This window comes from Leptolyngbya sp. KIOST-1 (assembly GCF_000763385.1).
Lineage (GTDB): Bacteria > Cyanobacteriota > Cyanobacteriia > Phormidesmidales > Phormidesmidaceae > Nodosilinea.
In genome coordinates, this window is record NZ_JQFA01000005.1 from 222,669 (window position 1) to 247,277 (window position 24,609).

The following is a 24,609-nucleotide window of genomic DNA, read 5'->3' on the forward strand; positions in this document are numbered from 1 at the left end:
GAGAGGATCCAGCGCAGGCTATAGAAATATTTCGTAATGAAAGCAAAATCGAGTATACCTTTCATGTTTGTACCAGAAAACCTTGTTAGATAAGGATCTGGGCGATTAGGCGACACAATTTGAAATAAACAACGGTGGCGTTTGCTTACAAAACTTATCGCAAAGCGCGATCGCTCCTCTCAGCTTTGTAACAAAAGCTTAATGATCACCCGGCAGCGGAAATCTCTCCTTTTGGATCCAAATTTCCTTGGGAGTGAGGCGTTTCCCCCTGGCTGGGGCACAGCCCCGGGCTAAGCAGGTCTAAACCGTGAAAGTTTGAGTAAGTTTCTGAGCATTGGGATCCATCGCAGTCGGCCAATGCCAGAACAGAGTCATCTTGACAAGTCCGTTCTGCCATGGCTCTGCACGAATTCAGAAAAATTGTCAAAGCGGCCATCGCCGAGCAGCGCCACAACCTGGGAGAACTGACCGGTTCGGGCTTTGGCAGCGACCCGGACACGCTCTGCAACCACATTCGCTACCTGCGGGCGGGCAGCCTTGGACAGCTCTTTTGGGATGAGCCGTGGAAGCAGGTGGTCACCGATGTTGCAGACCATGTCGGTATTGACTGGACGGCGCTTCTCGATGGGCGACGCTGGCAGCAGCTCGACACCTGCGAGATTGAAAATGCTGTGGTGGTCAAGGTGTTTCAGGAGATGTTTGACCGCCTGCCCCCGGACCAGCGGGAGCAGGTGATTTTGGAGATGCAGCGCCACAGTGATGATCCTAGCTTGGCGGGGCTGCTGCTGGCGGGGGGAGCGATCGCGGCGGCAAAGGCGAGTGGGTTTGGGGTGTATTTGATGGCCAGCACGGTGCTGGGCGGGTTGACCAGTGCCCTGGGGCTGACGCTGCCGTTTGCGGTTTACATGGGCATGAGCCAGATGATCGCGCTGGCCCTTGGCCCGGTGGGGTGGGTGGCGTTGTTGGGCGGGCTGGCGTTCACGCTGAACCAACCCAACTGGCAGCGGCTAACCCTTGCGGTGGTCTATGTTTCGGTGATTCGGCATGGGTCTGGTAAAGAAAGATAGGGTGGGAATAACCCGCAGGTTTGCAATGAAGGTTTACGAGCTATGCTTACGAAAACAGTAGTCACTGACCCATCACAGGTCTAGAAACGATGCCTGATAATGAGCTTTTAGACCGAATCACGACCAACCCCAAAGTCATGGTTGGCAAACCCGTGGTTAAAGGGACTCGTCTTACTGTCGAATATATTCTGAATCTTTTGGCCCACGGGGCAACAACGACAGAGATTTTAGAAGAGTACGAAGGTTTAGTCGAAGACGATATCCGAGCCTGCTTACTATTTGCTTCACGGTCTTTAGAAAGTGCAAGTTTTATGCCCCTGCAAAAGGAGATTGCATAATTGCGGTTTTTAGTGGACGAAAATACAGGGGTTTTTGTATCCCGATGGTTGAGAAGCTTGGGCCATGAAGTTTTCTCGGTATACGAAGAAGCACGCGGCATTGACGACGATAAGATTATAAAGAAAGCCTTTGATGAAAACTGGATTTTGATCACCAGTGATAAAGACTTTGGTGAGAAAGTCTACCGGGAACGGTACCCCCACCGAGGAATTATTTTTCTAAGGCTTGAGAATGAAAGATCTGCAAATAAGGTTGCGGTCTTACAAAGATTTCTAGAAAATTATTCTGATCGGGCTTCTGACAATTTTGTCGTGGTGACTGAGAGACAAGTTCGTTTTGCAAAGATGCTGTTGTGAATTTCCAAATGACAAGGAAAAAGATGCAGGCGAGGCGTGGTGGGTGAAAACGTTGTTTGAGTGGCAGGAAATGTCCAAACTTTAAGCCTTGCAAAAGCTAGCCAAAAAGAGAGAAGATAAATATGATTAGACCCACAATCATAAAAATTGAAAATGCATTTCTGCCATCTAGAGAGATCACTGAATCCGAGCGTTTTGCTGGAAGAGAGAATGCGATAAGAGATACATATTATGCTTTAATTTCTGAGGGGTCTAATATTGCAATCGTAGGTAATCGAGGAGTCGGAAAAACATCACTTGCTAGACAGGTTATTAATATTGGCACTGGTAAAGCAGAAATACTAGAAAAGACAGGCATTGTCTTCGATGAAAAGCTAGACTTTTTATCTATTTATATGGCATGTGGCAGGCAGATTAGCTCAACTAATGAGTTGTTAGAGAGATTGCTGACTTCATCAAGTTGTTTGGCAGATTGGATATATGACATTCCAAATGCCAAGAAAATAATGATTAATTATTCACCTAAACTTAGTGCCAATGTTTTTGGGGTCGGGGTAGAGCTTGGTGGAACTAAGGAAACTGAAACTACAGCTTCGCCGATTATATCCAATCATAGTGTAGATGTGGTGTTTACAAATATTGTTGAGGCAATCTCCAAAGAAAAACTTTCAAAAAATGGACTTCTCATAGTGATTGATGAATTTGATCAAATATCTGATCCAACTGGGTTCGCTTCTTTTATAAAGTCACTGGCAACGAACTGTCCAAAAGTAAAGTTCTGCATCGTCGGTGTTGCCAAGGACATACAGATGTTAATGAAGGAACATGAATCAAGCGACCGGTTATTTGCAGGAAGCATAATTAACATGGAGCCAATGAATGCATCTGAGCTAAGAGAAATTATTTCCAATGCAGAAAGATATATTGATGATTACATTGTTTTTGAGGAGCCTGCAATTGAGAAAATTGTCTCCTTGGCGCAAGGGCATCCTTATATGGTGCATCTTATTGGAAAATTTTCGTTGAGAACAGCATTTCAGGCTTCGAAAACATCAATATCATACGATGATATTGAGATTACTCTTAGGGATATTGCTCAGAGAAGAGCAGATCCAGTGCTAGAAGGTAAATATAGAAAAGCAGTAGCTTCCTCTCCTCAGCGTGAATCGGTATTAAGGGCTATGGCTCAAGTAAAAGATGAACATGGGGAAATATGGACAACTACAGCGTACAAAATCGCATCAGATATGGGTGTTGATAATGCAAGTCAATACGTTGGACATTTAGCCTCCAAAGAGTATGGCGAAGAATTAGAGAAGCTTAGAGAACGTTATTACAGATTTAAAGATTCTCTCTTTCATGCCTATGTTTTGGCTCGACCACCAATGTACTAAATATATGCTTAGAGACAATTTATAAAGTCAACCTAGCCTTTGGCAGGCTGATTCATAGATTGGGTTCTTAGGACTTTGAAAATAGGCTCCTAGAGCATCTCAGTCTAAGAAAACGGTCATTTCTAGTGACCTAGAGTGGGGGCTGGCCACAATTCTATAGCGTGGTTCGCCAACCGACAGATACAAGACATCCGCTTCATCGTCATAATCCCAGTTGGCCTGATCAGATGCTTGTAGAATTTTCAACGTGTCCATAAAACCTCCCATTGTTTTGATGGGCGGCCAGTTTAGAACCTAACGAAGCCAGTTTTTGGGATGAGTTCAGCTGACTTGCTGGCAAGCCTCTTGAACTATTAATCCGACAGTCGTTCTAGCTCATCAGCTAGGGAAGCTTGCAGCTCATCGTCGCAGTGGGTGTGCAGGTGGATCGTAGCCGCTGTCAGTTCAGCCAAGATTTCAGCCTTCTGTCCATCTTGCAAATCGGGCAATTGCAGTTGATGAATCAACTCCAGCACACGACCGCATTCATCTCCCAACTCTCGAATGAGCACCCCTAGCGTCTCATCTTGAATGGCAAGCGACCTTTCTCTCAATTGCATCATTCCCTCCCTAGTCGCGTTTTCGATTGTTGAATCTCTTGACTGCCTTCTCTCAGCTGTGAGAGATCGCACAAATTATTTGTTAGGCAGAACCGCTGAGGCTTAGGGTTTTAACTTTCTCGATCGCATGGTTGACATTGGGCAATGTCTTTCCATTTTTTTGTGCAGTTTCAAGCCAAAGCTGTTTAACGATCGCCAGTTCTTCTAAAGTCTCAGCCAGGGTTTCGCCCTGAGCTAAGCATCCCTTCAATGCCGGAACTTCCGCCACAAAGCCACCTTCATCGCAGGGATAGATAACAATAGGATAATTTAGATGATCCATATCATGGCCTCCTTCTGAGTTTAGTTATCTTCTTGCTCGATTAATTCGATCACTCGCTTAACGTAAACTGTCTTGGGAGCATGTCACCTTTGTAACCCAATGGCTCCATTGAGATAAGCACAACGATGGGCCAGCACCTGGGGAACATTGTCCTCATTCCACTGGGCCCCTGAGCGAATTGGCCACCCTGCGCGGTCGTGTCGATGCTCTGGAAGCCGAAACCGCGACCCTGCGGGCTCAGCAGTTCTCGACTACCACCAAACTGCGCGGTGAGGCGGTATTCAACTTAATCACGCCCTTTGACACCCTGGCTCCCGAAACCAGCACCAGTGTTGCCTCTCGGGCTCGTCTGAACTTTGACACGAGTTTTTCCGGTCGCGATCGCCTGCGCATTCGTCTACAGGCCGGGGATGGTAACGCTATCACGGGTGGCCCCGGCAACCCTCTGGGCGGTCTAGCTACCGCTGCTGGCGGTGGCTTTAACGTCGATGTCACCACCTTCGCCTACAGCTTTCCCCTCGGCAACCGCATCAATGCTACTGTTTCTGCGCGAGGCAACGCTGGCAGGGACTGGGTAAACCCCGCTACCCGCCCCTTCGATGGCCCTTCCGTGGCCAACGCGGGTCGCGTTCAGTTCTATGACACCTTTGGCAGCACGTCTAACGGTGCTGGCGTTGGCCTGAACATCGCCTTCACCGACAACCTGATTCTGGACTTGGGCTACACCGCTTCGAATCCTGGCGGTGCTACCAACCCTGCCGTTGGTATTGCCGCTGCCCGAAACCAGAGCTACATCGCTCAGCTTAATCTGGTCAACGCTGGAATTCTCAATTTAGCGGCGGCCTATCTGCACAGTGATGGTGCGGCCGCTGGCTTTGCGGTTCCCACCGCCACCGATACCTTTGCAGGGCTGGTGAACCTCAACTTTGGCGGGTTCTTTATCGCTGGCCACGGGGCGTTTACCTCGTTCACCGGGGGAGACGACTTTAGCTGGACGGCGGGTCTCGGGATCAACAACTTCCTGGTGGAAGGCGCAAGATTTGGCGTGTACGGTGGTCAACTACCCACTGCCAGTCGTCCGCAATGTGCTGATTCCAGAGTCGCTGCCCGCCCTGGTGCTGGGCCTCACCCTGATGGTGATCAGCCTGATTGGCAACTCAGCCATGGCGGGGGTAGTCGGCGGCGGCGGGCTGGGCGATCTGGCCATTCGCTACGGCTTTCAGCGCTTTGATACGCGGGTGATGCTGTTCACCGTGGTGATTTCTAGAGTCTGCATGTCAGCCGGATCGCTCTCCTCGTAGAGCAATTGAGCGATTGCTGCGAGATGAGTTTTGAGTTGGGTGGCTTTCTCAGGGGTCATCAGTTAGGCCTTTAGGTCAACACTTGCATCCTCACCTGTTTCAGCCGACCTTGCAAACCTGACATGCTCCCAACTGTCTTGACCTTGTTATTGTGAACAGGTACGACAAACGTAATGTCGTCTTTCAAAAAAATATGGTGACTACCCGTGACGCGGTCAAGTGTAAATCCTTCATATTCTAAAAGCTTGCGAATATCTGAGAACCTTGCATTGGCTGGGTTGTTCTTCAGTCGTTCGCGTAGCTTATCTCGCTTGGTCATGGTTTAGGAGTCTCGCTCTAGCACGGCAGGTTAAGCAAAGTGTCAGCGGAACCCAACAAATAGAACCTGTGTTGGGTTTCACTTCGTTTCACCCAACCTACAGTTGCTGAAATCCTAAACTTTCAAGCTGTAGCAGGTCTGAGTTTATACAGGTGCAATCCATCTTCCTCTAGCAGCAGTTGTAGAACCTCTTGTCCATTCTTGGCAGCTTCTTCATAGCTGCCGCCGTGGGTGCGATAGGTCTGTTCAGGAAAATCAGGTAAATTCACCAGATAACAGTCATCCTCCTCTGACCACACAATCACCATTTCGTAGCGAAGATCACTTATTCCTCTAGCCATATAATCACGCTCCTGATATAACTAGGCCGCCTCAGCAAGCTTGGCTCGTAACCCAATCACTGTTAGGCCAACAACTTCCTGAGTGTCTTCGTCGTAGCGCAGCACTACACCATCGCCAATGTCGATGCCAACTGCAGGGCGTGGTTCACCAACCGACAGGTATAAGACATCTGCTTCATCGTCATAATCCCAGTTAGCCTGATCAGATGCTTGTAGAATTTTCAACGTGTCCATAAAACCTCCCTTTGTTGTGATGGGCGACGAGTTAGATAAGCCGTTAAAATAAAACCATCGGTAGCGCTGACCTCTCGGTAAGCAACCACAACATATTTACGCCCTAGCTGAGTTGATTCATAAAGTCGAATGGCAAGGAGTTCACCCGAATCCCCTGCCTGAATAAAATCGGGTTCAGAAACGGTTTCAGCAACGAGAATTTGAGAGCCTTCCATTTCTGGATGTCTCCGAATAATATGACTCCACCGCTCGTCTGAAAGACGAATTGGAACTCCATTGTGCGACGTTGAAACCTCCATTTTCTTCTAATTATAAATCCCCTTCATAGTTTAGGGTTGAGTTTTGCTGATGCCCCCCACCTGCGGGCGGTATCTTAGGCCACTCAAACAGAATGCTTCAATTTTAACCAAAGTAATAATCAGTGATTCACTTACTACCCATCGTCTAACCACGGTGCAGTTCTTCTTCAAATTCTTTAGGGGTAGCTTGAAACGGCGACACTTCAAGACGATTCAGGGCGGCTAAAAACTCTTGCCGACTCATGCCCACAATTTCTGCTGCTTTTGATTGGGAAATCAACCCTACTTCGTACCACTTCACCACAGCAGCAATCAGCAACTCTCGGCCCAACTCATCGGGGGTGCTGCGTAAAGCCGAGAAAGCACTCTCTGGCAGATTAAGCTGAATTTGAATCATAGAAACCACCGAAGTTTATCGTTTTTGCTTCGTCAATACGGTTGAACTCCCTAGCCACTTAGCTTATTATGCTTTTGCGGGGAATGACTTCTAGGCGGGGAAGAGAGAGGTGGCAGCCTCTCAAATCCCCTGAGACATCCCTCTTAGCACAGGTAAGTGAGATGCCCTTAGGAGCCATTCTAAGCTAGCGTCTTGTTTTACCCTCACCTGGGACCGCTAGAGCGTTCCCCGTTTTCCTTAACCCGAAAACGGAGAAACCGTCCATGTATCAACCCAACGCCGGAGACCTGACCGTCTCCACCCCGTTCCGGCTGCCCACCTACCAGCCCGATCGCCTCTGCCACATCCTGCTGGGCGACTACGCCGCCGTCGTCGGTGCTATCAACCAGATGGAGGTGTTGCGCTATTGCGACAGAATCGCCTGGCTTGACCCCATCCCCACCGGGCGCAGCGGCGAATACATCAGCCTGATGTCGCGGCGGATTGCCCCACAGGAGTAGGCACGAGTAAGCCAGCGGGGGCAGCGGTAGCCAGATTTGCCCCCGCCGGTGAGCAATGGATCTCGGCCCCGCCGATGCCACCTACGTACGCTTTGCGCTTTATCAACGCAGGGAAGCCCAGTTCGGCAATCTGCCAGCTCTATCGTCAGAATCCCTACTACCTGAGGGTTTCTTGGCCTGAGGCCGTCAACGCTTGGGAAAGTACCGCTGAATCAACTTCTCCGAGCCGCCGAAGCGGCGCAGCGCCTCCGGTAAATCTGGGCGGCGTACCTCCAGCAGGTTGCGAATCGCTTTGACCTGCTCGTTGCGAGGGGACGCGGCTTTGGCTAGCGTAATGCGCTCCTGATAGCGCTGTTTCTCGTCGGCGGTGAGTGATACATCTTCTTCAAAGTACAGCGCCAGGTATTGAAACCCAGAGTTAAAGTCAGCGGTGCTCTGCTGTAGGTCATCGGTGACATCAGCCCAAAATCGAGCGGTTTTGCCCGTCTGACCAGCAGCAATTTGATTGCGGGCGTACTTGATCAGCAGGTTGTACAACTGCTTGATATCCACGGTGGGCAGCGCCGAAATGTCGGTGCGGCTGTTCAGCACCACCACAAACCCCAGGCCAAACCCCAGGGCCTGCCCCCACAGTTTGAGGTCAATGGGGGGCCGGGTTTGGAGGTCGACCAGCAGCCAAAACAGCCCCGCTGGAATGGCAAACTGCAAAAAGGCCCAGAACCAAAACCCAGGACTGCGGAGGGGTTGGAAGAAGGGCAGGCGACGACATTCCTTCAGCAGCTCGTCGATCGCCACGGCAATATTGAGCAGCCCTGGGAGGGCTGCCACCACCAACCAGGCTCCCCACGTCGATATCCACTGACTCACGCCCGGTACTCCATCAAGCCTGGTCGCGGTGGAACTCAATCACGGGGTTGAGTTTGAAATAGCCCTTGGCGGTGAGGGTGAGAAAGGTTTGGTCATCGAGCGGGGCCGATTTGTGGGGGTATATCCCAACCAGCGGCAGCACCATGGTCAAAAAGCCGCTGGTCAGCGGGCTAACGTAGCCGCTGGTGCGCAGTCGATTGCACAGCTTCCGCACCTGGTCGAGCCCCAGATTGAGCCCGTAGGAGAGGTTTTCGAGGGTGGCGGGCCTGCGCTCTAGCTCCTTCATCAGCAGCACGGAGAGGGGGTCGAGGGTGGCCACGGTGCGCTGGAGCGATCGCAAAAATGGCTGTAGTTCCGGCTGATGGCCCCCCTGCCCCCTCAGCACCCGCTGGGCCGCACTGCGAAAGTCGTCGGCGCTGAGGATGGGCACCGCCACCTGCTCCAGAGCCAGAGCAGCGGTGCTGCTGGCTCCATGGGGGCCGGGCTGCCAGCCCTTGGCCCGCTCCTGGCTGCGGTACTGCTCTTGCAGGGTGAGCCGGGCCATGTCGTAGTGCTGGTGCAGGTCGGGGTGCTGGGTGACTAACTCGCGCAGTTGACTCACGGCATTGGGATCGTGGGCCTCTAGCGCCTGGCCGAGGGCCTGCACCTGCTGGTGCAACTCGATGGGCAGCTCGGTTTCGAGCTTGGCCAGGGCGATCAGGCAGGCTTCTAGGGTGAGGGCATCAGTGGCTTTCATCGCAGAACCCGCTGAGAATAAAGGCTGCCCAAAAGTAAGGGTCGCTGTAAGGATCTTGTTTTAATCCTACTCTATCGGCATTGGTCTGGAGTTCTTGAATTTCAATAGCCAGGGCATCGTAAACACTGCCATCGGCGGCTTTAAGATCCGCAGTGAGGTGGGTCTGTAGCCAGGTGGCTAGATCTGCATAGGTGACCCCGCGCAGCCAGGTCTGTGCTCGATGCAGCGCCACCGCCGGGGAAGCCCCAGCCAAGAGCTGCTCGTAGAAATACACCATCAACCAGGCGTTGGACACCGACTCCACCGTCCACAGGGTGCTGAGCACGGCGCTGGCTCCGGCTTTGAGAAAGGCGCTGGCCAGCCCCACGTACTCGGCCTGGATGGTCTCGGTGCCCGTCACCGCTGTTTCGCAGGCGGCCAGGCTGACCAGGCCGCAGCCCCCAAGTTTCAGGCTCCGGATGGTCTCGACGGTGAGCTGGTCGGTGCCCGCCAGGGCCAGGGCCGACTGGCGGGGTTGGCGATCGTCAAAGAAGCCGTGCCCAGTGAGGTGGGTCAGGGGAGCCCCCGCCTCCAGCGCTGCTGTCACCCTGGCCTGGGTGGCCTCGTCGGCGGCGATGCGGGTGGCCTGGGCAAAGCCCTGGGCAATCAGCGCCGACTCGATTTCGGCAAACACCAGGGGGGCCAGCTCGGCGTTGGCGGGTTCTTCGATGCTGAGCAGGGGCGTTTGGGGAGTGACGGGCCAGAAGGGAGCCCGCTGCCCCAGGGCCAGCCCCACCTGGGCACTGGGCAGGTGGGTGATGGTAAAGGGCGGGGTGAACAGGCTGGGCAGGGGCAGCCGATGCAGGTGGCGGTGGGGCACCAGCCGCAGGTGGGTAATGCCCGCCTGGGTCAGGGTTTGCTCCAGGGCGGGGATGTCTAGAATCTCCCGCAGGGTGGCCAGCCGCCCCGGCACGTTTTGTCGCCAGGGGTGCTGCTGCCGCTGCCAGGCGTCTACGGTTTTGCCCTTGGCGCGGTAGTCGGTGTAGTCGGCATCCCAGGCTTTGAGCCAGGTTTCTAATTTTTGGGAGGTCTGTACTGAGGCGGTGATGGATGGCTCTGGGTGGCCGGGCAGCACCACAAAGCGGGTGAGGGCATCGGGGCTGAGGTGCCACTGCACCAAGGCAGTGGAGCCGTGGGCCAGGGCGGCAATCTCGGCTGCGCTGGGGCTGGGGACGGTGTCTTGCCAGGTAGCCAGCAGCCAGGTGAGGGTGCGGTTTTTGTAGCGATCGGCGGCCTCCAGGGCGGCGGCGGTGGAGCCCTGCTGCACCAGCAGGTCTACGGCCAGTTGGCTAAAGCCGGAGAACTGTAGCTCTAGCTGCTCTCGCTGGCGGGGGGAGGTTTGGCTGTTGAGCAGGGTGCGAAAGACCGCTAGCCCCTGCTCCCGCAGCCGCGCCGCCTGGGCGGCATCGCCCAAACCCAGGTGGGCGCGAATGGCGTCTTGCAGCACCTGCAAATGTTCCCGGGGAAACGCCGCCGCCGTGAGTGTGGCGAGCGCCTGGCTGTACTCGCCAATGGCCTGCCGAAAAAAGTGGTTGGCCTGCTCGGTAAAGCGCCCGTGAAAAAAGTGGGCCCGCCCCATGACTCGGTGCAACTCCCCCCAGCCCAGAGGGTCTAGGAGGGGATTAACCTGCCGTAACCCCATTTGGTAGGCGGCAATCTGCCCTGGATAGCCCCGCTGGTCGAGGGCAGGGTCTTGCAGCGTCGCTGGCAGAGTCAGACGCACAGAGGTGTGGCACCGCTCAGACGCCCCGGCTGCACTTCCTCGGTTTATCCAGGCTTCGTGATAGTCGGGTTTGATGGCTAATGCAGCATCGCAACACGTGATCGCTGTCTCGTACTGGAAAAAGTAAAGCAGCGAATTTCCTTTGTTGTTAAGCGCTTGATACAAGTCGGGATTTATAGTTAACGCGGCATCGTAGCAGGCGATTCCTTCAGATAGCCTCGCTAACGACCCTTCTAATCGTCCCAAATCACACAGAGCAACTCCCTTATTGTAAAGCGTTTCGTAAGCGTCGGGTTTGAGGTTTAGGGCAGCATTGCAGCAGTTGATCGCTTTTTCATACTGACCCAGGGCATACAGCGCATTCCCTTTCTTGGAGAGCGCTTCGTGATCGTCAGCTTTTAGGGCTAAGGCGGCATCAAGGCAAACGATCATAGCCTCATATCGGCCCAGCGCATGCAGAGCAATTGCTTTGTTAGATAAAGTATCGTGTCTATTGGGATTAAGAGCTAAGGCGCCATCGTAGCAGGTGATCGCCGCCTCGTGCTGGCCCAAGGCCGTTAGCGCATTCCCTTTGTTGGATAGCGCGTTGTGGTCGCTGGGATTGAGGGCTAAGGCGGCATCGTAGCAGATGATCGATCCCTTGATATCTCCAGCCGCAGACATTAAAACACCCTTGACTCCCCAGGCTTGATAGTAGTTTGGGAAAGCTTGTGTAGTGTGTTCTATAGCAGTCATTGCCCCAGCTATATCGCCGTTTTGATAAGTCTGAATAGCTTTTTTAACTAACTTTTCAGCGGTTTGCTCAGCGCCTGTTGGGGCATTCTCTACAGATCGAGGCCCATTTGCAGAAGATTGGGCAATTACTGCTTGATCTGACAACGGTTTTTCACCATCTGGAGTCTTATCCCGCAGCAGCTCCCGCCCGATCGCCCCCGCCAGCACCCCCAACTCCCCACAGCCCATCTCCCCCAGCCGCACCATCCGCCCCGCCAGTTCCCGGTTGGGCTCCGGCGACCTCAGCAGGCGCGTATAGCCAAACCGCCGCAGCCAGTCCGCAAAGCGGCGATCATACACCCGATCCCCCAGGTGGGCCAGCACCTGGGCCTCGCCCCACCCCGCCGCCAGACCATCCATCGCCTGCATCCACAAAAACTCATAGCCCGTGTCATCCAGCGGGGGCAGGGGCGGCGGGGCGGGCGGGGCAGGCGGGGCAAACCACCGCCGCCACCGCCGCCGAAGCCATTGCCAGAGTCGATGCAGCATGGAGAAAGAGTGAAGGCAGAAGGATAACAGAAGCGCTAAGCCAGTTTAATTTAAGCAGCTAGCGTCCTAAAGCGGTGTCCATCCTTTGTCACCACGACAAACGCCTTCGACAATGCCACCGTCGAGTATTGAGCAATGACCCGCTTCAGCTCACCATGCACAGCCTCCAGGGTAGAGGGCACCATTCGCAGATAAATTACCCCTGTACCGAGCGATCGTACAAAAACCAAATTGCCATAGTCTCGATCACGAGTGATCAAAATTCTTTCCTGCGCCTGAGCTGTGCTGAGTATTGCCTCATCTTTGGCCTGGGACATACCCAGTTCTGCCACACGAACTAGGTCGTGTCCCTCGTCTCGCAAAAATCGCTCTGTCTTGGCGTAGACATCCTGATCTAGCAAAAATCTCATATCGCAGCCGGTACAAGGTTTATGTCCTCAGCCGCAATCAGAGCAATAGCGTAGCGCAAACAGGCTTGAATATCTTCAGCCGATAACTCTGGATAGTAGTCGGCGGTAATCTCCTCGAAAGAAAGCCCTTCGGTCAAAAGCTCTAGAACGTTTTGCACGGTAATGCGAGTCCCCGCTACACAGGGCTTACCAAAATGAATTTGAGGATCAACTGAAATTCTATCCATATCGCCCTAGGCTCCTTGATTAGAACAACGTTTTCAGCCAGCTAGATGCGATCGGCAAACCCAAGCGTTGTTTCACTTCTTCCCAGGTTGAACCAGCAGTTGGGTCTTGTTGATACTGCCCTAACCGCCGATCCAACTCTTGCTCTTGAGCCTCGCTTAACACTAACTCTTCTGAATTGTCCAGAATGCTGTCCCAAAGGTCTTCAGCCAGTTGGATACGCTCAGCAATGCTGAGTTCCGAGATATCGAGCTTCAGGAGAGGATGATTGCCCATTGGTCAGTACACAGTAGGGGTTGTGCGTCTTACCCACTCTAGCCTAAGGCACACTACCTAAAGCCGTCGAGAACTAGAATGCCTATTAATACACAGCAGAGTAGTCCGTCTTCCCCAACCGCACCATTTGCGCCCCTAGCTTCCGATTTGGCTCTAGCGACTTCAGCAGGTGCGTATAGCCAAACCGCCGCAGCCAGTCCGCAAAGCGGCGGTCATGCACCCGCTCCCCCAGGTGAGCCAACACCTGGACCTCACCCCATCCCTCCGCCAGGCCATCTATCGCCCGCATAAACAAAAACTCGTAGCCCGTGTCATCCAGCGGTGGCGGGGGCGGCGGGGCAGGCGGGGCAAACCACCGCTGCCACAGGTGCCGAAGCCATTGCCAGCGTCGGTGCAGCATGGAGAAAGGATGAAGGCAGCAGGATAAAAGAAGCGCTGGGCCAATTTAATTTAAGCAGCTAGCGTTCTAAAGCGGTGTCCATCCTTTGTCACCACGACAAACGCCTTCGACAATGCCACCGTCGAGTATTGGGTAATGACCCGATTCAGCTCACCATGCACAGCCTCCAGGGTAGAGGGCACCAGATGCGATCGCCCCATGGGCACGCAAGCTTTGCCCATCCTTCGCCTGTCGCGCCCTTGACCCTACACTCCACTGGAGTGTTTACCCTAGGGTAGAGAACGCAGAAGGAGAGCGACCCATGGCAACCAACCGAACCCTGGCATCGGTGCTGGCCCTGGCGGCCCTGGTGCCCCTGGCGGCCTGCGCTGGCGGTTCCAGAGACGCGCAGCAAAGCGACCTCCAGGGGGGCCACCACGACCACCACGCCACGATGCACGGCGACGCCCATGGGGGCCACGACCACGCCATGGATCTCGGCCCCGCCGATGCCACCTACGACCTGCGCTTCATCGACGCCATGATCCCCCACCACGAGGGGGCTGTAACCATGGCCGAAGCCGCCCTCCAGCACTCCCAGCGGCCCGAAATCCGCCAACTGGCGGAGGAGATCATTGCTGCCCAGGATGCGGAAATTGCCCAGATGCAGCAGTGGCGCGCCGCCTGGTATCCCGACGCCCCTGCCGAGCCGATCGCCTACCACGCCGCCATGAACCATGACATGCCTATGACCAAGGAAATGATCGCCGCCATGCGGATGGATGTGGACCTGGGTGGGGCCGACGACGAGTTTGACCTGCGCTTTATCAACGCCATGATCCCCCACCATGTGGGAGCGGTGGATATGGCGGCAGACCTGCAACAAAAGAGCACCCGGCCCGAACTGCTGGCCCTGGTCGACGACATCATTAGCTCCCAGCAGGCGGAGATCGACCAGATGGAGCAGTGGCGGCAGGCCTGGTACGGGCAGTAGGCTTTAATTTAGTGACAACTGACTACTCCAGCCACTGCTTGACGCGGGCCAGGTTCTTCCAGTCGGGTTTGCGGGAGAGACCGTCGTCAATGCTCTGCATCACTTCGGTGCGCAGGTCATCGGCCACAGCCATGACCTGGCTGGCGATTTCGACATGCTCGCGCACGCCGGGTTTGCCCGCGTCTAGCATAGCCACCGCCAGGTTGACCCGTCCTTGGGGGTCCTGGGGGTTGAGCTTGACCGATTTTTGGGCTGCCTTGAGGCCAGCGTTAGGTTTGTCGGTGAGCAGGTAGAGCCAGGCCAGGCAGGCCCAGGCGGCGCTGCTCTTGGGGGCGCGATCGCACACCTCTTTAAAGACCGAAATCAGTTCGGTGGGGTCTTCGCCTTTTTTGTAGCGCTCAATGCCCTCATCAAACAGGGCTTCTACAGTTTGGGTCATGGTCGGTCAATGTCTGGGCCAACATCTAGCTAACCACGAATGGTGGCCAGGCGGGAAATAGGAGGGTACAAGGTGTACGATCTGCGGTCTATGGCAAACCGTGCACCATGTACCGTGTACCGCAGGCCGCAACTACGCGCCGAAGGATTTGCCGCAGCCGCAGGTCTGCACAGCGTTGGGGTTGGTGAACTGGAAGCCGCCGCCGATTAGGGCGTCGCTGTAGTCGAGCATGAGGCCGTAGAGGTACAGCAGGCTCTTTTTGTCGCAGATCACCTGGAAGCCGTCGTAGTCGTAAACTTCGTCGTGCTCGTTGATGTTGGTTGGATCTTCAAAATCCATGGTGTAGGACATGCCAGAGCACCCCCCCTGGCGTACCCCCACCCGCAGGCAGAGTGCTTTATTGCCCTGGGATTCCTGGAGTGCCTTGACGTGCCGCAGGGCCGTCTCTGACATTAAAATGCCTCGGGTTTGTTCAGTGGCTTGGGCCATTGCAACCTTGTAGTTTTAGGACAACAACATCTCTAATGATAAACAGACTCACCCCCAACCAGAACGGGAGCGGCCAAATTGTTTTGAAATCTAACACTTTCGCGCCCTGGACTTAGCCGTTGCCGCCAAGAATTTCTATAGTTTATAGCAGCCGCCCGGGGGGGCGCGGGGCTGTCTCAGCGCCGGCGCTGTTAGGCCGATACCTGCGGCGTGCAGGCGGCGATCGCCCCAGGCCAGCGGGCAGAGTGGGCGTTTGGCTACTAAACTTGGCTATGCTGGCCACAGCTAATGGCTTGAGCGAGCCGAGGCACCCCACCCGTTTTCCCTGGGCCTCTGGCTTCCCAGACTTTCACGCCAATTTCCCTCCGCCCTTGTTACTCTTAGCCCATGACCCGACTGAACCGCATCACCCTAGATCGCCTCAAGCGGCTGCCTCGCGTGGCCAGCGTTTGGGAGGGCGATCGCCGTTCGGTCGGCGGGTTCATGGATGACGAAGGCGGCCTGCGCCAGCGCCACAGCGAAACCAGCGACTGCATTCTCTGGGTGGACAGCAGCCACGGGGCGGTGCGGGGGCTGACCATTGTGCCCAGCAGCAGCGGCTACGAACCGGTGGTCCGGACGCTGCTTCAGGCGATCGAGTCGCCCCAGGGCAACCTGCCCCCGGCCCGGCCCCAAAAGATTGTGGTCAGCGATCGCGAAATTCAGTTTTACCTGCGCGGTGCCCTGCAGGGGCTCGACATCGCGATCGACTACGCCCCCGAGCTGCCCCTGATTGACGAACTGTTTAACGCCCTCCAGCAGTCCGCCGAGATGGCCGAGGCCGAGCTGCCCCCCCGCTACGCCGAGGCCATGATCGACAAGGCCATGGAAATTTGGGAGCTGGCCCCCTGGAACACCCTCAACGAGCAGCAGGTGCTGGCGGTCGAGCTGAATGCCTGGGACATTGACACCCTCTACGTGTCGATGCTGGGCATGGGCGGCGTGGAGTACGGTCTGCTGATGTACCGCTCCCTCGACTCGCTGAAGCAGTTTCGGCAGCGGGTGCTGATGGGGCAGCAGTCGTCCAAGCAGATGCAGGAGGCGTTTTTAGAGCAGGACTGCCTGTTTCTCAACTTTGAGCTGTTTGACGACGAGCCCTTTGGCGATGGGTTGCAGCCCGCGAGCTGGTTGGGCAATGCCCCCGAAGCCGTACAGCCCGACTTTGGCAGCATTCACCCCCTGGAGGGCATGCGCAGCCAGCTCGCCGACGAAGAGGGGGCCACCTTTTTGGTGGCGATGGAGGCGATTCAGCGCTTTGTCAGCCGTTACCGGGCCCAGCTCGAAAAGCCCCCCCTCAAAGCCCTCAAGGGCAGCTACAAAATTCCCAACCCGGAGCGTAACGGCAGCGCCTTGCCGCTGAAGGTGACGGTCAGAACCCTGCCCGATGTCACCGAAGAACTGATGGCCGAGACCGACCAGGCCCTGGACGGAGCCAGCGGCCCCACCGGACTGGTCAATTTCCCCGTGCTGCGCGACGACTACGTACCCGAAGGGGCAATCATCATCCTGACCCAGTTTCGACAGCAGCTGCTCGACAACCTGCGCCACGACCCGGCGGTGACCTTTCAGTCCCAGGGCACCCTCAAGATTCTCAAGGGAACCGCCGACGGGCCTGACTTGCCCGTGGTGCTGATTCAGACCTCGCGGCCCAAGGCCAAAACCCTGATTCAGCAGCTGCAGCAGGCCCAGGGGGTGCAGGCGGTGTGCTTTAACCCCGGCAGTGACCCCTTCAGCGGCGAAGCCTTTGAGCTGGGGCTGCTGCAAACCGGCGACGGCGAGCTGCACCTGTTCGCCGAGTACGAAACCACCGGCAGTACCGATCGCCGTCTGCTGGAGCGCTGGAATACCTGGCAGCACGACTGTAACGGGGCCTGCGCCGTGATCATCGCCAGCGGCATTACCGGCAACAGCAAGGGCAACCCCGCCATGAAGGACATTCTGGCGGTGTTTGAGGCCCGCTGCAAAACCCCCAAAGAGTTGAACCTGCCGCCGCTGATGCTTCAGTACGCGGCGGAGTGGGAGCTGGATTAGGGGGCGGAGCGGGCTGTGGGCGGTGCTGCAGGCGGTGGATCCCTGGGCTGTAGCGGTGCCTTTGTGGCCCTGGCCAGCGAGCGGTTTGAACCCCTCGTCGCCTTCTACAGCGCCCTGCTGGACCAGGAGGCCCGTCCCTACCAGCGCGATCGCTATGGGGAGTTTCAGCTGCCGGGGCTGAGGCTGGCGATTTTTAAGCCCAAAGCCGACCAGACTGCTCAATTTCAGGATCCCACCAGCGGCGGGTTCAGTCTCTGCCTGGAGGTGGTGGATCTGGCGGCGGCGATCGCTCACCTGACCGAGCTGGGCTATCCGCCCCCCGGCCCAGTCATGACCGCCTCCCACGGGCGCGAGGTCTACGCCTACGACCCCGATGGCAACCGCCTGATTCTGCACCAGAGTTCTACCCAAAGATTTTGAGGAAACGTGGCAGTATTGAGAGGGATAGGCCCCAACGGGACTGTTCCGCAGCGTATGGCAATCGTGGCCAGGTGGGCTAACCCATGACCCAAGACCCCAACTTTCCCGCAGAAATTCCGCCGATTCCGCCCCCGCGCCACCCGGATGCCGAGGAAGCGGATGATGGTATGGCGTTCCCAGTCGATGCCGGGACCGATCTGGAGAATGCTAAGACTGGCCCCGATCGCCCCGTCCGCCCCGACCCGGCCCCCTGGACCGACAGCGACCTGGAGAATGTCGAAGATCCGCTGCCGGTGCCCACCCCCGACCCCCAACCCGCCTATTTAGATCGAGGTTCGGACCGGGGTCAGCGCCCGACGACCAGGGCCTCTACTCCCCAGCGTGCGGCGGCTCCCGCCGAGGATGTCTGGGCCGATACAGGCGTTCCCTACCAGCCCAAGGAACTGGGCGTAGTCGATCAGCTGCTGCTGCTGCTGGCCGAGGGGACAACGCTATGGAAAAAGGGGGTGCGGTGGGTGCGATCGCAGCTGCCCCCCGACTTGCAGCGCCAGCTCTCAGACGGGCTGCTGACCGCCATTGCCCTGGGCCTGCTGATGCTGTTGTTGGCCCTGTGGAATCCGCTGGGGTTGGGGCAGCGGGAGCGGGTAGCCACCGCCCCAACCCTGCCAGCCGCCGAGGAACCGAGCTCGGCGACAGAAGCCTCGCCCTACGGTGAGGCGAGCGAAGGGACTGCTCCAGAAGCGGCTCCAGAACCAGCCCCAAAGCCGACTCAGGGGGCGGAACCCACCCCCGAGCAGAGCCTGATCGCCGACATCCAGAACCGGGTCAGCAACATTAGCCGCTCCTACGGGGCGGGGCTGATTCAGTCGGTGGAGGTCAACCTGCCGGAGAATACGCTGGGGGTCAACGTGGCTGAGGCCTGGTACGGGCTGCTCTCTAGCCAGCAGGACGAGGTGGCCCAGGACATTTTTGCCCAGGCCCAGGGGCTAAATTTTGGCACCCTGCAGCTGCGTGACCCCGACGGGGCTGTGGTGGCCCGCAACCCGGTGGTGGGGCCGAATATGGTGGTTCTGCGGCGGCTGAGATCGCTGGATGCCGATTGGCGGATGCAGTAGGGAGTGGGTGCGTAGGTGGGTGTAGACGCGGGGTGGCTTCTGTTCTCTTCAACGTGATTTGGGGAGCGGAGTAGAAATCTTTTGGGAGTAATGCAATGGCCGGGCAACGGGTGAGGGGGCGGGCGCTGGTCCTGGGCGGTCTGAGCCTGGGGGCAATGCTGCTGGCTGGGCTGCCGGTGCAGGCAGCGGAGGCGATTTTCTTTCGCTACGGCCCGGTGGAGCGATCGGTGCAGACCCGTTCGCTTGAAACCTTGATTGAGTCGGGGCAGCTCACCGACGACCTGGCCTTTTACGTCAACCTGGTGGGGCTCAGCGAGGTCGAGGTTGAGCAGCTGCGGCAAAATCTCGATCGCCCCCTGGAGGTAGACGGGGTGCTGCTGTCGCGCTTTCTCTACACCAGTCTGGGGGAAGAGCTGCTGGAACAGGTGGGCAGCATTTTGCGGACCCGGGTGGGCGACAACGGCAAGCTGTCGCTGCGGGCAGCCCTGATTCAGGCGGCGACTTCGCCGGAGGGGCTGTCGGCCATCAATGTGGTGCGATCGCTGCCCACGGACATGCAGATCAATGTGCAAGATGCCATGGCCGTCGCCAATGCCGTCGATCGCATCGTCCTTGCCACCACCGACTCTGTGACCCAGATGGGGGCTCTGACGGCCCAGCGGACCGCCCAGGAGCAGCCGATTGACTATGCCCGCCTGGCGGACTTGACCGCCCCGGGTTCTGCCAGGGTGCAGATTCAGCGGTTTAACCTGACCGACACCCAGCGTCAGCGCCAGCTCTACATGGATGTGGTGCGCCCCCGGCAGTGGCGGGGGCAGGCCCCGGTAATGGTGTTTTCCCACGGGTTGAGCGCCAGCCCCGAGTCCCGGCACCGGTGGGCCAGCCACCTCGCCTCCCACGGCATTGTGGTGGTGCTGCCCCAGCATCCGGGCAGCGATACCCGGCAGGTGGCGGAGTTTCAGGCTGGCCTCAGCTCTGACGTGTTTGATTTGCAAGAATTTATCCATCGCCCCCTCGACATCAGCTTTGTGCTCGACCAGCTAGAGCAGCTCAACGCCACCGAGTTTGAGGGGCGGCTCAACCTGGAGCAGGTGGGGGTTGGGGGTCACTCCCTGGGGGGCTACACCGCCCTGGCGGTGGCGGGGGCCGAGATCAGCTTTGACCACCTGGAGTCGGCGTGCAACCGCAGCCTCATTCACCTCAATATTTCGCTGCTGCTGCAGTGCCAGGCCCTGGACCTGCCCCGGCAGCCCTACCGCTTTCGAGATCCGCGCATCAACTCGGTGCTGCTGGTCAACCCGGTCAACAGCAGTGTGTTTGGCCCAGAGGGGCTGGCGGCAGTGGCGGTGCCGGTGATGGTCATCGCCGGTAGCCACGACCCGGCTACTCCGGCGGTGTTTGAGCAGTTTCGCACCTTTCCCTGGTACACCACCGAGCAGCGATCGCTGGCGCTGATCGAAGGGCAGGCCCACGTGGATCTGTCGGCCCTCGACGCCGGTCTCTCCCACCTGCTGACCACCCTGCCCGGTCTCACCCTGGCCGAGCCCGAAGTCGTCGATCGCTACCTGAATGCCCTGGGACTGGCCTTTGTTGGTCGCTACGTGGCCCGCCGCCCGGAGTACAGCCTCTACCTGCGATCGGGCTATGCCGCCTACCTCAGCCAGAGCGAGCCCTTTCAGCTGTTTATGGTCAATGCGGGGCTTGACGTTGAACGGGGGCTGGTAGAACCGCTGGAAAACTTCCTGGAACCCCTAGGCCTACCTAACCTGCAGCCCGGTGGGTAGCCTTGGGCGGGTTGGCGGAAAACTCCTGCCCCTTCAGCTATCCCTGATGTCGAACAGGCTCTACCGCAACCCATAGGCCATTGTCGTTGCGGTGCTGCCCCACCATCACGCCCTGAACCCCTACCTGGGCGCGGTCTAACGTGCGCGTAGGGTGGGCCGGGTTAGCTGGCCGCAGCGTGATCTGGGTGTCGCCTTCACCGTAGTAAACATGCTTGAGGGTGGTGCCTTCCCCTGCGATCCAGATCACGCCAATCCGGCCTGGGCGAATGGCCCAGAGGTCCTCTGTGGGGTGAATGACTACAATATCACCGTCATAAATTTGGGCGTTTGCCATGCTGTCACCACGGACTGAGAGAGCGTAATCACTCGGTTTATAGCGGTTGCCGTCCAGACGCACCTGCTCAAAATATCGTTCGGGGTGCTCGGTGAGATAGCCGGCCTGAATGATTCCCTTCAGGGGAAGCTCGCCGTATAGCAGGCGAATGGCCCGTGCTAAACCCTGCTGCCTGTCAATAAATCCCTTCTGCTGCAACCTGTCCAGCAAATCTTGCACAAAGGAGCTAGACGATTCTTGCAACATCGTTTTCATCTCTCGAATTGTGGGGGCATAGCCGTGTAGATGAATCCATTGCCTCAGGCCATCGTATAGGCGGCGTTCAGACGGTAAAAGAACCATGGGTTTAACTAATACATTTGTATTAATTTACCACTCAGTAGGCGATGTATCAATAGGTTCATCTGTACGGAGAACTCGTGGCGGCCATACAACAAAAGCCCGGCTGACCAGTTCAGCCGGGCCTGAGTCGTTGAACAATTGGCGTTACTTGGCCAATGCCTTGAGCGATTGGCTGCCGAGGTCGAAGGCGGTATTGAGAGACAGGATGTTGTCGCTGACGCCCTCCAGTTGATCGCGCAGGTTGTCGGCATCGATCTGTCCGGCGCTGGTGGCCAGGTCGCTCAGGGTGGCGGCGATCGCCTTGTAGGTGTCCTCGTTCTGGCTGAGCTGGGTGTGCAGGTCGCCCTTGACCCGCTGGAGCAGGTCTTCGATCGCCCCCTGCAGCCGCTGCTCAAAGGCTTCGCTGTCGGTAGCCAGATCGCTGAAAGAAGCGGCCAGATCGCCCAGGGAGGCCTCCGACTGATTGACGCTGGTGAGGAGAGCGGCGCGATCGCTCACTTTCACGTCGGGGTCCGCGGCTTTCTCCAAATCTTCGGCCAGGCCATTGACCAGCTTCTGGGCTTTCTTCAGGGAGTTGCCGTAGGTATCCTGCGACTCCTTGGCGTAGTCCTTCAGCACCGAGGACAGGTAGCTCTGGCCCGCCGAGGCCAGGTCGTCCCCCAGGGTGCTGGCCTGGGCCTCGCCGCCCCAGACCGTCAGGGTCAAGAGCAACAGCACCGTCAAGCAGCCGCTCACCAGACGCTGGAGGACTTTGAAGTAGGTATCCATGCGGTTTGTGTCCATACAGTTTCCAAGGGGGCTAAATTTCGGCGATCGCCCGTTCGACCAGGCGGCGGGCCAGGGTCTGGGTGCCGGTGTGCTCGTAGTACTTCACCGACATGTCGAGGAATGCGCCCAGGTAGTCGAGCTTGCTCTTGGAGCCCTCAATGAAGCCGCCCAGGTTGTCGACCAGGCCGCTCTGGGTGATGTTGTGGTCGCGGACAAAGCGATCCATCCAGCCCTTGGTGGACTCAAAGCTCTCGGTCATGAAGGCGAGCTTGGCCCTGTCGTTGCCGCCGGGAATTTCGTCCTTAACCCCCTTAAAGGTCTGGTTGCCGTCCAGGTCGGCTGGCCCCATGCCCTTGATAGCGTTGAGCGCCTTGGTGGAAAAGTCGGCCCCCAGGGGAATAATGCCGTCGAAGCTGACCAGGGCCGCCATCCGAATCAGCGACTCGCTGCTGTAGTCACCCAGGGCGGACAGAAAGTCCCCCAGGCTGTCGCCGGGGATGCCGCTGATTTTGCAGAAGGCGACCACCTCGGCCACCAGCTTCACCACCAGGTCGATGGTCTGCGCTTTTTCGGGCTTGGGGGAGAGGTTCTTGAGAAAGCCCAAAAAGGTATCCTGGCCGATGCGGTTGGCCAGCGCCGCCGCCCCCAGCAGCCCCGAGGCGGAATCAACGGTTTCGTAGAGCCAGAGGGCGCTCTGGTAGCCCTGCTTTTTGTCGTTGAACAGGGCGATCGCCCGTTCGCCAATCGCCTGCACCATGGCCTCGTCGGTTTCGCCGGTCACGGTTTTGATCGTGTTGTCAAAGCCGACCAGGTTGTTCCACTGACCGGGCACAAAGGTGTCGAGGGTTTTCAGTGCCCGCACGGTCAGGCCCCCAGTGGGGAGCTTGTCCACAATTTCGTAGATTTTTTTGCTCACAACTTACTCCTTAGGTCTGCCCTTATTGTGCTGTGGATGTCATCACTGCCTGGGACTGCCGCCTAGGAGGCGGGCTGGAGACTGGGCGACAGGCCCGGAAGCTGCACCCTGGGCAGCTTAAAGCCGGGTTGAGCCCCTGCCGGAGCCGGTTCGGGAGTAACCGGGGGGGCAGCGGCGCTGGGCGTCTTGGGCAGGGTCTTGGTGGGCTTAGTCGCCGGGGTAATCGCTCCCTTGAGCTGGGCCAGCCCCTGAAGATCAAACTTTTGCAGCCAGGCCACCCGGTCTGCCTTGGTAAAGGAGGGGTCGCGGGAGAGCACCTTGACCTGGTAGCGACCATTTACCAGGACGCCGGTGGCGGTGCTGCCCTGATCCACCGCGGGAAACCCATTGACCGATTCCGCAGCGGCGCTGTACTTCTCGGCGGACCCTGGAATGCCGGTGGTGTCGCTAATGGTGAGCATGGCCAGGGTTTTGCCGCCCTGTTCCAGCTTGTACTCGGCGAACCCCTTCTTCTCCTGGTAGGGAATGACGCTGTAGTTACCCTGATCGCCGGGGAAAAACTGGTTGAAGGTGCCCCCCTTTTCCGCCTTTTTGTCCACCGCCGCCGGAGCCCTGAAACCCGTGGTGTCTTTTTGCACCTGGTCGTATTTGGACGGGGCGGATGAACAGGCGGTAACCAGCAGCACCAGGCACACCATCAGGGGGGCCAACCGACGCAACCAGCGGGTAAAACTCATAACACTCTCCTCCAAAGGCAATGTCGTGGGCGAACTCATCGATAAAATCGGCCACAGGGTGTCCCATGGCCAGCTTCAGGGACTATTCTCGACCGTGGCATAGAAACATAAGGCTTCGGTAAGCAAAAATTATCTTTGGCAAGAAGGTATTTGGGGGGAAGGGGAAGGGCGGACGGTGCACAGTGCACGGCTTGACCCAGGGGGTGAATTCTGGCTGCTCGAGGTTTCTGCCTACCTCCCTTGAGGGATGGTAGGCCAGGGCTTTTCCCCAGGGGCAGCAAGCCTAAAGCCCCAAAGCGACTTTGAAACGGGCCAGGGTAGCGGCTTCGGCGGTGCTGATCTTGCTGCGGCCCAGGCCAAACAGCCCTTCCCCGGCGGCTGCAGCCACGGCCACACCGCAGTCGTAGATGAACTGCTTGTACTCAGCGATTTCGGCCTCGCTAGCCTTACCTGCCACCGCGGTCAGAGCGGCGGCAATATCGGCGATCGCGTGGTCAACCATGGCCCCCGACTGCACGTCCTCGGGCTTAATGTCGGGCTTCTCGAGTTTGGCCTCGTCGCGCTTGAGTGCCGCCTCGGAAAAGGCGGCCTGAATAATGGCATTGGCGGGGTATTTTTCGGCGGCTGCGGCAATTTGCTTCGACATGGCGGCCGCCTCCATCGCCGTAGACACAATACCGATGTCCACGAGGGCCACCGATAGCCCGACCATCATGGGGGCTTTGACCACGGCCTGAAGCTCGGCGGGAGTGTAGTTGCTCATGGCTGACTCACAAGAGGGCATTGATTGCATGAATAGCGTAAGCAACAACGAT

General features: G+C 57.4%; 34 protein-coding genes. 11 read left to right on the top strand and 23 right to left on the bottom strand.

The window, feature by feature from the left end; genetic code table 11:
- Positions 1 to 395 precede the first annotated feature (395 nt).
- From NF78_RS27200 to NF78_RS31650, 4 genes are all read left to right on the top strand, one after another.
- Positions 396 to 1,067: a hypothetical protein gene (locus NF78_RS27200; protein WP_035994628.1), complete on the top strand. Its 672-nt coding sequence runs from the start codon at positions 396 to 398 to the stop codon at positions 1,065 to 1,067.
- A gap of 89 nt (positions 1,068 to 1,156) precedes the next feature.
- A complete protein-coding gene (locus NF78_RS27205; RefSeq protein WP_035994630.1) occupies positions 1,157 to 1,405 on the top strand; it encodes a DUF433 domain-containing protein in 249 nt (82 codons plus the stop codon).
- 12 nt (positions 1,406 to 1,417) lie between these two features.
- Positions 1,418 to 1,762, top strand: coding sequence for a DUF5615 family PIN-like protein (locus NF78_RS27210; RefSeq protein WP_263970719.1), 345 nt, complete (start codon positions 1,418 to 1,420; stop codon positions 1,760 to 1,762).
- Between the two features lie 122 nt (positions 1,763 to 1,884).
- Positions 1,885 to 3,156, top strand: a complete 1,272-nt coding sequence (locus tag NF78_RS31650; protein ID WP_072016293.1) for an ATP-binding protein — start codon at positions 1,885 to 1,887, stop codon at positions 3,154 to 3,156.
- Positions 3,157 to 3,509: 353 nt separating this feature from the next.
- On the opposite strand, the gene NF78_RS27220 is transcribed toward NF78_RS31650, so the two are convergent.
- Positions 3,510 to 3,755, bottom strand: coding sequence for a hypothetical protein (locus NF78_RS27220; RefSeq protein WP_035994885.1), 246 nt, complete (start codon positions 3,753 to 3,755; stop codon positions 3,510 to 3,512).
- 82 nt (positions 3,756 to 3,837) lie between these two features.
- Entirely contained in the window at positions 3,838 to 4,077 is a 240-nt protein-coding gene (locus NF78_RS27225; RefSeq protein WP_035994637.1) for a type II toxin-antitoxin system HicB family antitoxin, read from the bottom strand.
- A gap of 178 nt (positions 4,078 to 4,255) precedes the next feature.
- Here NF78_RS27225 and NF78_RS27230 point away from each other — a divergent pair, with 178 nt between their 5' ends.
- On the top strand, positions 4,256 to 5,308 hold the full coding sequence (locus NF78_RS27230; protein ID WP_052051063.1) for an iron uptake porin: 1,053 nt from the start codon (positions 4,256 to 4,258) through the stop codon (positions 5,306 to 5,308).
- On the opposite strand, the gene NF78_RS33190 is transcribed toward NF78_RS27230, so the two are convergent.
- The 6 genes from NF78_RS33190 to NF78_RS27250 all read right to left on the bottom strand — a co-directional run bounded on the left by NF78_RS33190 (position 5,297) and on the right by NF78_RS27250 (position 6,968).
- The gene (locus tag NF78_RS33190; RefSeq protein ID WP_156119961.1) at positions 5,297 to 5,437 is read right to left on the bottom strand and encodes a hypothetical protein; all 141 of its coding nucleotides are present in this window, start codon (positions 5,435 to 5,437) and stop codon (positions 5,297 to 5,299) included. The genes NF78_RS27230 and NF78_RS33190 overlap by 12 nt on opposite strands.
- 11 nt (positions 5,438 to 5,448) lie before the next feature.
- Positions 5,449 to 5,697 carry a type II toxin-antitoxin system HicA family toxin gene (locus tag NF78_RS27235; protein WP_035994640.1) on the bottom strand — a complete coding sequence of 83 codons (249 nt, stop codon included), beginning with the start codon at positions 5,695 to 5,697 and terminating at the stop codon, positions 5,449 to 5,451.
- Between the two features lie 122 nt (positions 5,698 to 5,819).
- The gene (locus NF78_RS27240) at positions 5,820 to 6,038 is read right to left on the bottom strand and encodes a type II toxin-antitoxin system HicB family antitoxin (protein ID WP_035994643.1); all 219 of its coding nucleotides are present in this window, start codon (positions 6,036 to 6,038) and stop codon (positions 5,820 to 5,822) included.
- A 21-nt stretch (positions 6,039 to 6,059) separates the two neighbouring features.
- A complete protein-coding gene (locus NF78_RS27245; protein ID WP_035994646.1) occupies positions 6,060 to 6,272 on the bottom strand; it encodes a DUF2283 domain-containing protein in 213 nt (70 codons plus the stop codon).
- Positions 6,260 to 6,487, bottom strand: a complete 228-nt coding sequence (locus NF78_RS30170) for a hypothetical protein (protein WP_197065014.1) — start codon at positions 6,485 to 6,487, stop codon at positions 6,260 to 6,262. The genes NF78_RS27245 and NF78_RS30170 overlap by 13 nt, the downstream gene beginning before the upstream one ends.
- 229 nt (positions 6,488 to 6,716) lie before the next feature.
- Complete coding sequence (locus NF78_RS27250) at positions 6,717 to 6,968, bottom strand: UPF0175 family protein (protein ID WP_035994648.1); 252 nt, start codon at positions 6,966 to 6,968, stop codon at positions 6,717 to 6,719.
- A gap of 263 nt (positions 6,969 to 7,231) precedes the next feature.
- Here NF78_RS27250 and NF78_RS27255 point away from each other — a divergent pair, with 263 nt between their 5' ends.
- Positions 7,232 to 7,468, top strand: a complete 237-nt coding sequence (locus NF78_RS27255) for a hypothetical protein (RefSeq protein ID WP_035994650.1) — start codon at positions 7,232 to 7,234, stop codon at positions 7,466 to 7,468.
- Positions 7,469 to 7,654: 186 nt separating this feature from the next.
- Here the strand turns inward: NF78_RS27255 and NF78_RS27260 are convergent, their stop codons facing one another.
- The 8 genes from NF78_RS27260 to NF78_RS31660 all read right to left on the bottom strand — a co-directional run bounded on the left by NF78_RS27260 (position 7,655) and on the right by NF78_RS31660 (position 13,628).
- Positions 7,655 to 8,335 carry a hypothetical protein gene (locus NF78_RS27260; RefSeq protein WP_156119999.1) on the bottom strand — a complete coding sequence of 227 codons (681 nt, stop codon included), beginning with the start codon at positions 8,333 to 8,335 and terminating at the stop codon, positions 7,655 to 7,657.
- A gap of 13 nt (positions 8,336 to 8,348) precedes the next feature.
- On the bottom strand, positions 8,349 to 9,071 hold the full coding sequence (locus NF78_RS27265) for a hypothetical protein (RefSeq protein ID WP_035994656.1): 723 nt from the start codon (positions 9,069 to 9,071) through the stop codon (positions 8,349 to 8,351).
- Positions 9,058 to 12,096 (bottom strand): CHAT domain-containing protein, encoded by a 3,039-nt coding sequence (locus NF78_RS28685; RefSeq protein WP_052051064.1) that lies wholly within the window; start codon positions 12,094 to 12,096, stop codon positions 9,058 to 9,060. The genes NF78_RS27265 and NF78_RS28685 overlap by 14 nt, the downstream gene beginning before the upstream one ends.
- 50 nt (positions 12,097 to 12,146) lie before the next feature.
- Positions 12,147 to 12,506, bottom strand: coding sequence for a DUF5615 family PIN-like protein (locus NF78_RS27280; protein ID WP_035994664.1), 360 nt, complete (start codon positions 12,504 to 12,506; stop codon positions 12,147 to 12,149).
- Positions 12,503 to 12,733 carry a DUF433 domain-containing protein gene (locus NF78_RS27285; RefSeq protein ID WP_035994667.1) on the bottom strand — a complete coding sequence of 77 codons (231 nt, stop codon included), beginning with the start codon at positions 12,731 to 12,733 and terminating at the stop codon, positions 12,503 to 12,505. Before NF78_RS27285 ends, NF78_RS27280 begins: the two co-directional genes overlap by 4 nt.
- Before the next feature lie 19 nt (positions 12,734 to 12,752).
- Positions 12,753 to 13,007 (bottom strand): addiction module protein, encoded by a 255-nt coding sequence (locus NF78_RS27290; RefSeq protein WP_052051065.1) that lies wholly within the window; start codon positions 13,005 to 13,007, stop codon positions 12,753 to 12,755.
- Positions 13,008 to 13,092: 85 nt separating this feature from the next.
- Positions 13,093 to 13,407: a hypothetical protein gene (locus NF78_RS27295; protein WP_035994670.1), complete on the bottom strand. Its 315-nt coding sequence runs from the start codon at positions 13,405 to 13,407 to the stop codon at positions 13,093 to 13,095.
- 50 nt (positions 13,408 to 13,457) lie between these two features.
- On the bottom strand, positions 13,458 to 13,628 hold the full coding sequence (locus NF78_RS31660; RefSeq protein WP_156120000.1) for a hypothetical protein: 171 nt from the start codon (positions 13,626 to 13,628) through the stop codon (positions 13,458 to 13,460).
- 80 nt (positions 13,629 to 13,708) lie between these two features.
- On the opposite strand from NF78_RS31660, the gene NF78_RS27300 reads away from it, so the two are divergent.
- Positions 13,709 to 14,380: a DUF305 domain-containing protein gene (locus tag NF78_RS27300; RefSeq protein ID WP_081973022.1), complete on the top strand. Its 672-nt coding sequence runs from the start codon at positions 13,709 to 13,711 to the stop codon at positions 14,378 to 14,380.
- Between the two features lie 22 nt (positions 14,381 to 14,402).
- Here the strand turns inward: NF78_RS27300 and NF78_RS27305 are convergent, their stop codons facing one another.
- Together NF78_RS27305 and NF78_RS27310 are read right to left on the bottom strand one after the other, a co-directional pair.
- Positions 14,403 to 14,819, bottom strand: a complete 417-nt coding sequence (locus tag NF78_RS27305) for a tetratricopeptide repeat protein (protein ID WP_035994673.1) — start codon at positions 14,817 to 14,819, stop codon at positions 14,403 to 14,405.
- A gap of 132 nt (positions 14,820 to 14,951) precedes the next feature.
- Positions 14,952 to 15,308: a HesB/IscA family protein gene (locus tag NF78_RS27310; RefSeq protein ID WP_035994675.1), complete on the bottom strand. Its 357-nt coding sequence runs from the start codon at positions 15,306 to 15,308 to the stop codon at positions 14,952 to 14,954.
- A 387-nt stretch (positions 15,309 to 15,695) separates the two neighbouring features.
- On the opposite strand from NF78_RS27310, the gene NF78_RS27315 reads away from it, so the two are divergent.
- The 4 genes from NF78_RS27315 (at position 15,696) to NF78_RS27330 (ending at position 20,697) form a co-directional block, all read left to right on the top strand.
- The gene (locus tag NF78_RS27315; protein ID WP_035994678.1) at positions 15,696 to 17,378 is read left to right on the top strand and encodes a DUF6930 domain-containing protein; all 1,683 of its coding nucleotides are present in this window, start codon (positions 15,696 to 15,698) and stop codon (positions 17,376 to 17,378) included.
- Between the two features lie 15 nt (positions 17,379 to 17,393).
- Positions 17,394 to 17,798 (top strand): VOC family protein, encoded by a 405-nt coding sequence (locus NF78_RS27320; protein ID WP_225885441.1) that lies wholly within the window; start codon positions 17,394 to 17,396, stop codon positions 17,796 to 17,798.
- 83 nt (positions 17,799 to 17,881) lie between these two features.
- Positions 17,882 to 18,913 (top strand): hypothetical protein, encoded by a 1,032-nt coding sequence (locus tag NF78_RS27325; protein WP_035994681.1) that lies wholly within the window; start codon positions 17,882 to 17,884, stop codon positions 18,911 to 18,913.
- 95 nt (positions 18,914 to 19,008) lie between these two features.
- Positions 19,009 to 20,697, top strand: a complete 1,689-nt coding sequence (locus NF78_RS27330) for an alpha/beta hydrolase (protein ID WP_035994684.1) — start codon at positions 19,009 to 19,011, stop codon at positions 20,695 to 20,697.
- A gap of 37 nt (positions 20,698 to 20,734) precedes the next feature.
- On the opposite strand, the gene NF78_RS27335 is transcribed toward NF78_RS27330, so the two are convergent.
- The 5 genes from NF78_RS27335 to NF78_RS27355 all read right to left on the bottom strand — a co-directional run bounded on the left by NF78_RS27335 (position 20,735) and on the right by NF78_RS27355 (position 24,557).
- A complete protein-coding gene (locus NF78_RS27335) occupies positions 20,735 to 21,373 on the bottom strand; it encodes a LexA family protein (protein WP_072016295.1) in 639 nt (212 codons plus the stop codon).
- Positions 21,374 to 21,517: 144 nt separating this feature from the next.
- Complete coding sequence (locus NF78_RS27340) at positions 21,518 to 22,156, bottom strand: hypothetical protein (RefSeq protein WP_156120001.1); 639 nt, start codon at positions 22,154 to 22,156, stop codon at positions 21,518 to 21,520.
- A 16-nt stretch (positions 22,157 to 22,172) separates the two neighbouring features.
- Complete coding sequence (locus tag NF78_RS27345; protein WP_035994687.1) at positions 22,173 to 23,057, bottom strand: hypothetical protein; 885 nt, start codon at positions 23,055 to 23,057, stop codon at positions 22,173 to 22,175.
- A 62-nt stretch (positions 23,058 to 23,119) separates the two neighbouring features.
- Entirely contained in the window at positions 23,120 to 23,794 is a 675-nt protein-coding gene (locus NF78_RS27350; RefSeq protein ID WP_035994690.1) for a hypothetical protein, read from the bottom strand.
- A gap of 283 nt (positions 23,795 to 24,077) precedes the next feature.
- Positions 24,078 to 24,557 carry a hypothetical protein gene (locus tag NF78_RS27355; protein ID WP_035994693.1) on the bottom strand — a complete coding sequence of 160 codons (480 nt, stop codon included), beginning with the start codon at positions 24,555 to 24,557 and terminating at the stop codon, positions 24,078 to 24,080.
- Between the last annotated feature and the right edge of the window lie 52 nt (positions 24,558 to 24,609).

Excerpts from the sequence above, each read along its gene's own strand:
- NF78_RS27200 (WP_035994628.1), top strand. The coding sequence starts at position 396 with ATGGCTCTGCACGAATTCAGAAAAATTGTCAAAGCGGCCATCGCCGAG.
- NF78_RS27205 (WP_035994630.1), top strand. The coding sequence starts at position 1,157 with ATGCCTGATAATGAGCTTTTAGACCGAATCACGACCAACCCCAAAGTC.
- NF78_RS31650 (WP_072016293.1), top strand. The coding sequence starts at position 1,885 with ATGATTAGACCCACAATCATAAAAATTGAAAATGCATTTCTGCCATCT.
- NF78_RS27220 (WP_035994885.1), bottom strand. The coding sequence starts at position 3,755 with ATGCAATTGAGAGAAAGGTCGCTTGCCATTCAAGATGAGACGCTAGGG.
- NF78_RS27225 (WP_035994637.1), bottom strand. The coding sequence starts at position 4,077 with ATGGATCATCTAAATTATCCTATTGTTATCTATCCCTGCGATGAAGGT.
- NF78_RS33190 (WP_156119961.1), bottom strand. The coding sequence starts at position 5,437 with ATGACCCCTGAGAAAGCCACCCAACTCAAAACTCATCTCGCAGCAATC.
- NF78_RS27235 (WP_035994640.1), bottom strand. The coding sequence starts at position 5,697 with ATGACCAAGCGAGATAAGCTACGCGAACGACTGAAGAACAACCCAGCC.
- NF78_RS27240 (WP_035994643.1), bottom strand. The coding sequence starts at position 6,038 with ATGGCTAGAGGAATAAGTGATCTTCGCTACGAAATGGTGATTGTGTGG.
- NF78_RS27245 (WP_035994646.1), bottom strand. The coding sequence starts at position 6,272 with ATGGACACGTTGAAAATTCTACAAGCATCTGATCAGGCTAACTGGGAT.
- NF78_RS30170 (WP_197065014.1), bottom strand. The coding sequence starts at position 6,487 with ATGGAAGGCTCTCAAATTCTCGTTGCTGAAACCGTTTCTGAACCCGAT.
- NF78_RS27250 (WP_035994648.1), bottom strand. The coding sequence starts at position 6,968 with ATGATTCAAATTCAGCTTAATCTGCCAGAGAGTGCTTTCTCGGCTTTA.
- NF78_RS27255 (WP_035994650.1), top strand. The coding sequence starts at position 7,232 with ATGTATCAACCCAACGCCGGAGACCTGACCGTCTCCACCCCGTTCCGG.
- NF78_RS27265 (WP_035994656.1), bottom strand. The coding sequence starts at position 9,071 with ATGAAAGCCACTGATGCCCTCACCCTAGAAGCCTGCCTGATCGCCCTG.
- NF78_RS28685 (WP_052051064.1), bottom strand. The coding sequence starts at position 12,096 with ATGCTGCATCGACTCTGGCAATGGCTTCGGCGGCGGTGGCGGCGGTGG.
- NF78_RS27280 (WP_035994664.1), bottom strand. The coding sequence starts at position 12,506 with ATGAGATTTTTGCTAGATCAGGATGTCTACGCCAAGACAGAGCGATTT.
- NF78_RS27285 (WP_035994667.1), bottom strand. The coding sequence starts at position 12,733 with ATGGATAGAATTTCAGTTGATCCTCAAATTCATTTTGGTAAGCCCTGT.
- NF78_RS27290 (WP_052051065.1), bottom strand. The coding sequence starts at position 13,007 with ATGGGCAATCATCCTCTCCTGAAGCTCGATATCTCGGAACTCAGCATT.
- NF78_RS27295 (WP_035994670.1), bottom strand. The coding sequence starts at position 13,407 with ATGCTGCACCGACGCTGGCAATGGCTTCGGCACCTGTGGCAGCGGTGG.
- NF78_RS31660 (WP_156120000.1), bottom strand. The coding sequence starts at position 13,628 with ATGGGCAAAGCTTGCGTGCCCATGGGGCGATCGCATCTGGTGCCCTCT.
- NF78_RS27300 (WP_081973022.1), top strand. The coding sequence starts at position 13,709 with ATGGCAACCAACCGAACCCTGGCATCGGTGCTGGCCCTGGCGGCCCTG.
- NF78_RS27305 (WP_035994673.1), bottom strand. The coding sequence starts at position 14,819 with ATGACCCAAACTGTAGAAGCCCTGTTTGATGAGGGCATTGAGCGCTAC.
- NF78_RS27310 (WP_035994675.1), bottom strand. The coding sequence starts at position 15,308 with ATGGCCCAAGCCACTGAACAAACCCGAGGCATTTTAATGTCAGAGACG.
- NF78_RS27315 (WP_035994678.1), top strand. The coding sequence starts at position 15,696 with ATGACCCGACTGAACCGCATCACCCTAGATCGCCTCAAGCGGCTGCCT.
- NF78_RS27325 (WP_035994681.1), top strand. The coding sequence starts at position 17,882 with ATGACCCAAGACCCCAACTTTCCCGCAGAAATTCCGCCGATTCCGCCC.
- NF78_RS27330 (WP_035994684.1), top strand. The coding sequence starts at position 19,009 with ATGGCCGGGCAACGGGTGAGGGGGCGGGCGCTGGTCCTGGGCGGTCTG.
- NF78_RS27335 (WP_072016295.1), bottom strand. The coding sequence starts at position 21,373 with ATGGTTCTTTTACCGTCTGAACGCCGCCTATACGATGGCCTGAGGCAA.
- NF78_RS27340 (WP_156120001.1), bottom strand. The coding sequence starts at position 22,156 with ATGGACACAAACCGCATGGATACCTACTTCAAAGTCCTCCAGCGTCTG.
- NF78_RS27350 (WP_035994690.1), bottom strand. The coding sequence starts at position 23,794 with ATGAGTTTTACCCGCTGGTTGCGTCGGTTGGCCCCCCTGATGGTGTGC.
- NF78_RS27355 (WP_035994693.1), bottom strand. The coding sequence starts at position 24,557 with ATGAGCAACTACACTCCCGCCGAGCTTCAGGCCGTGGTCAAAGCCCCC.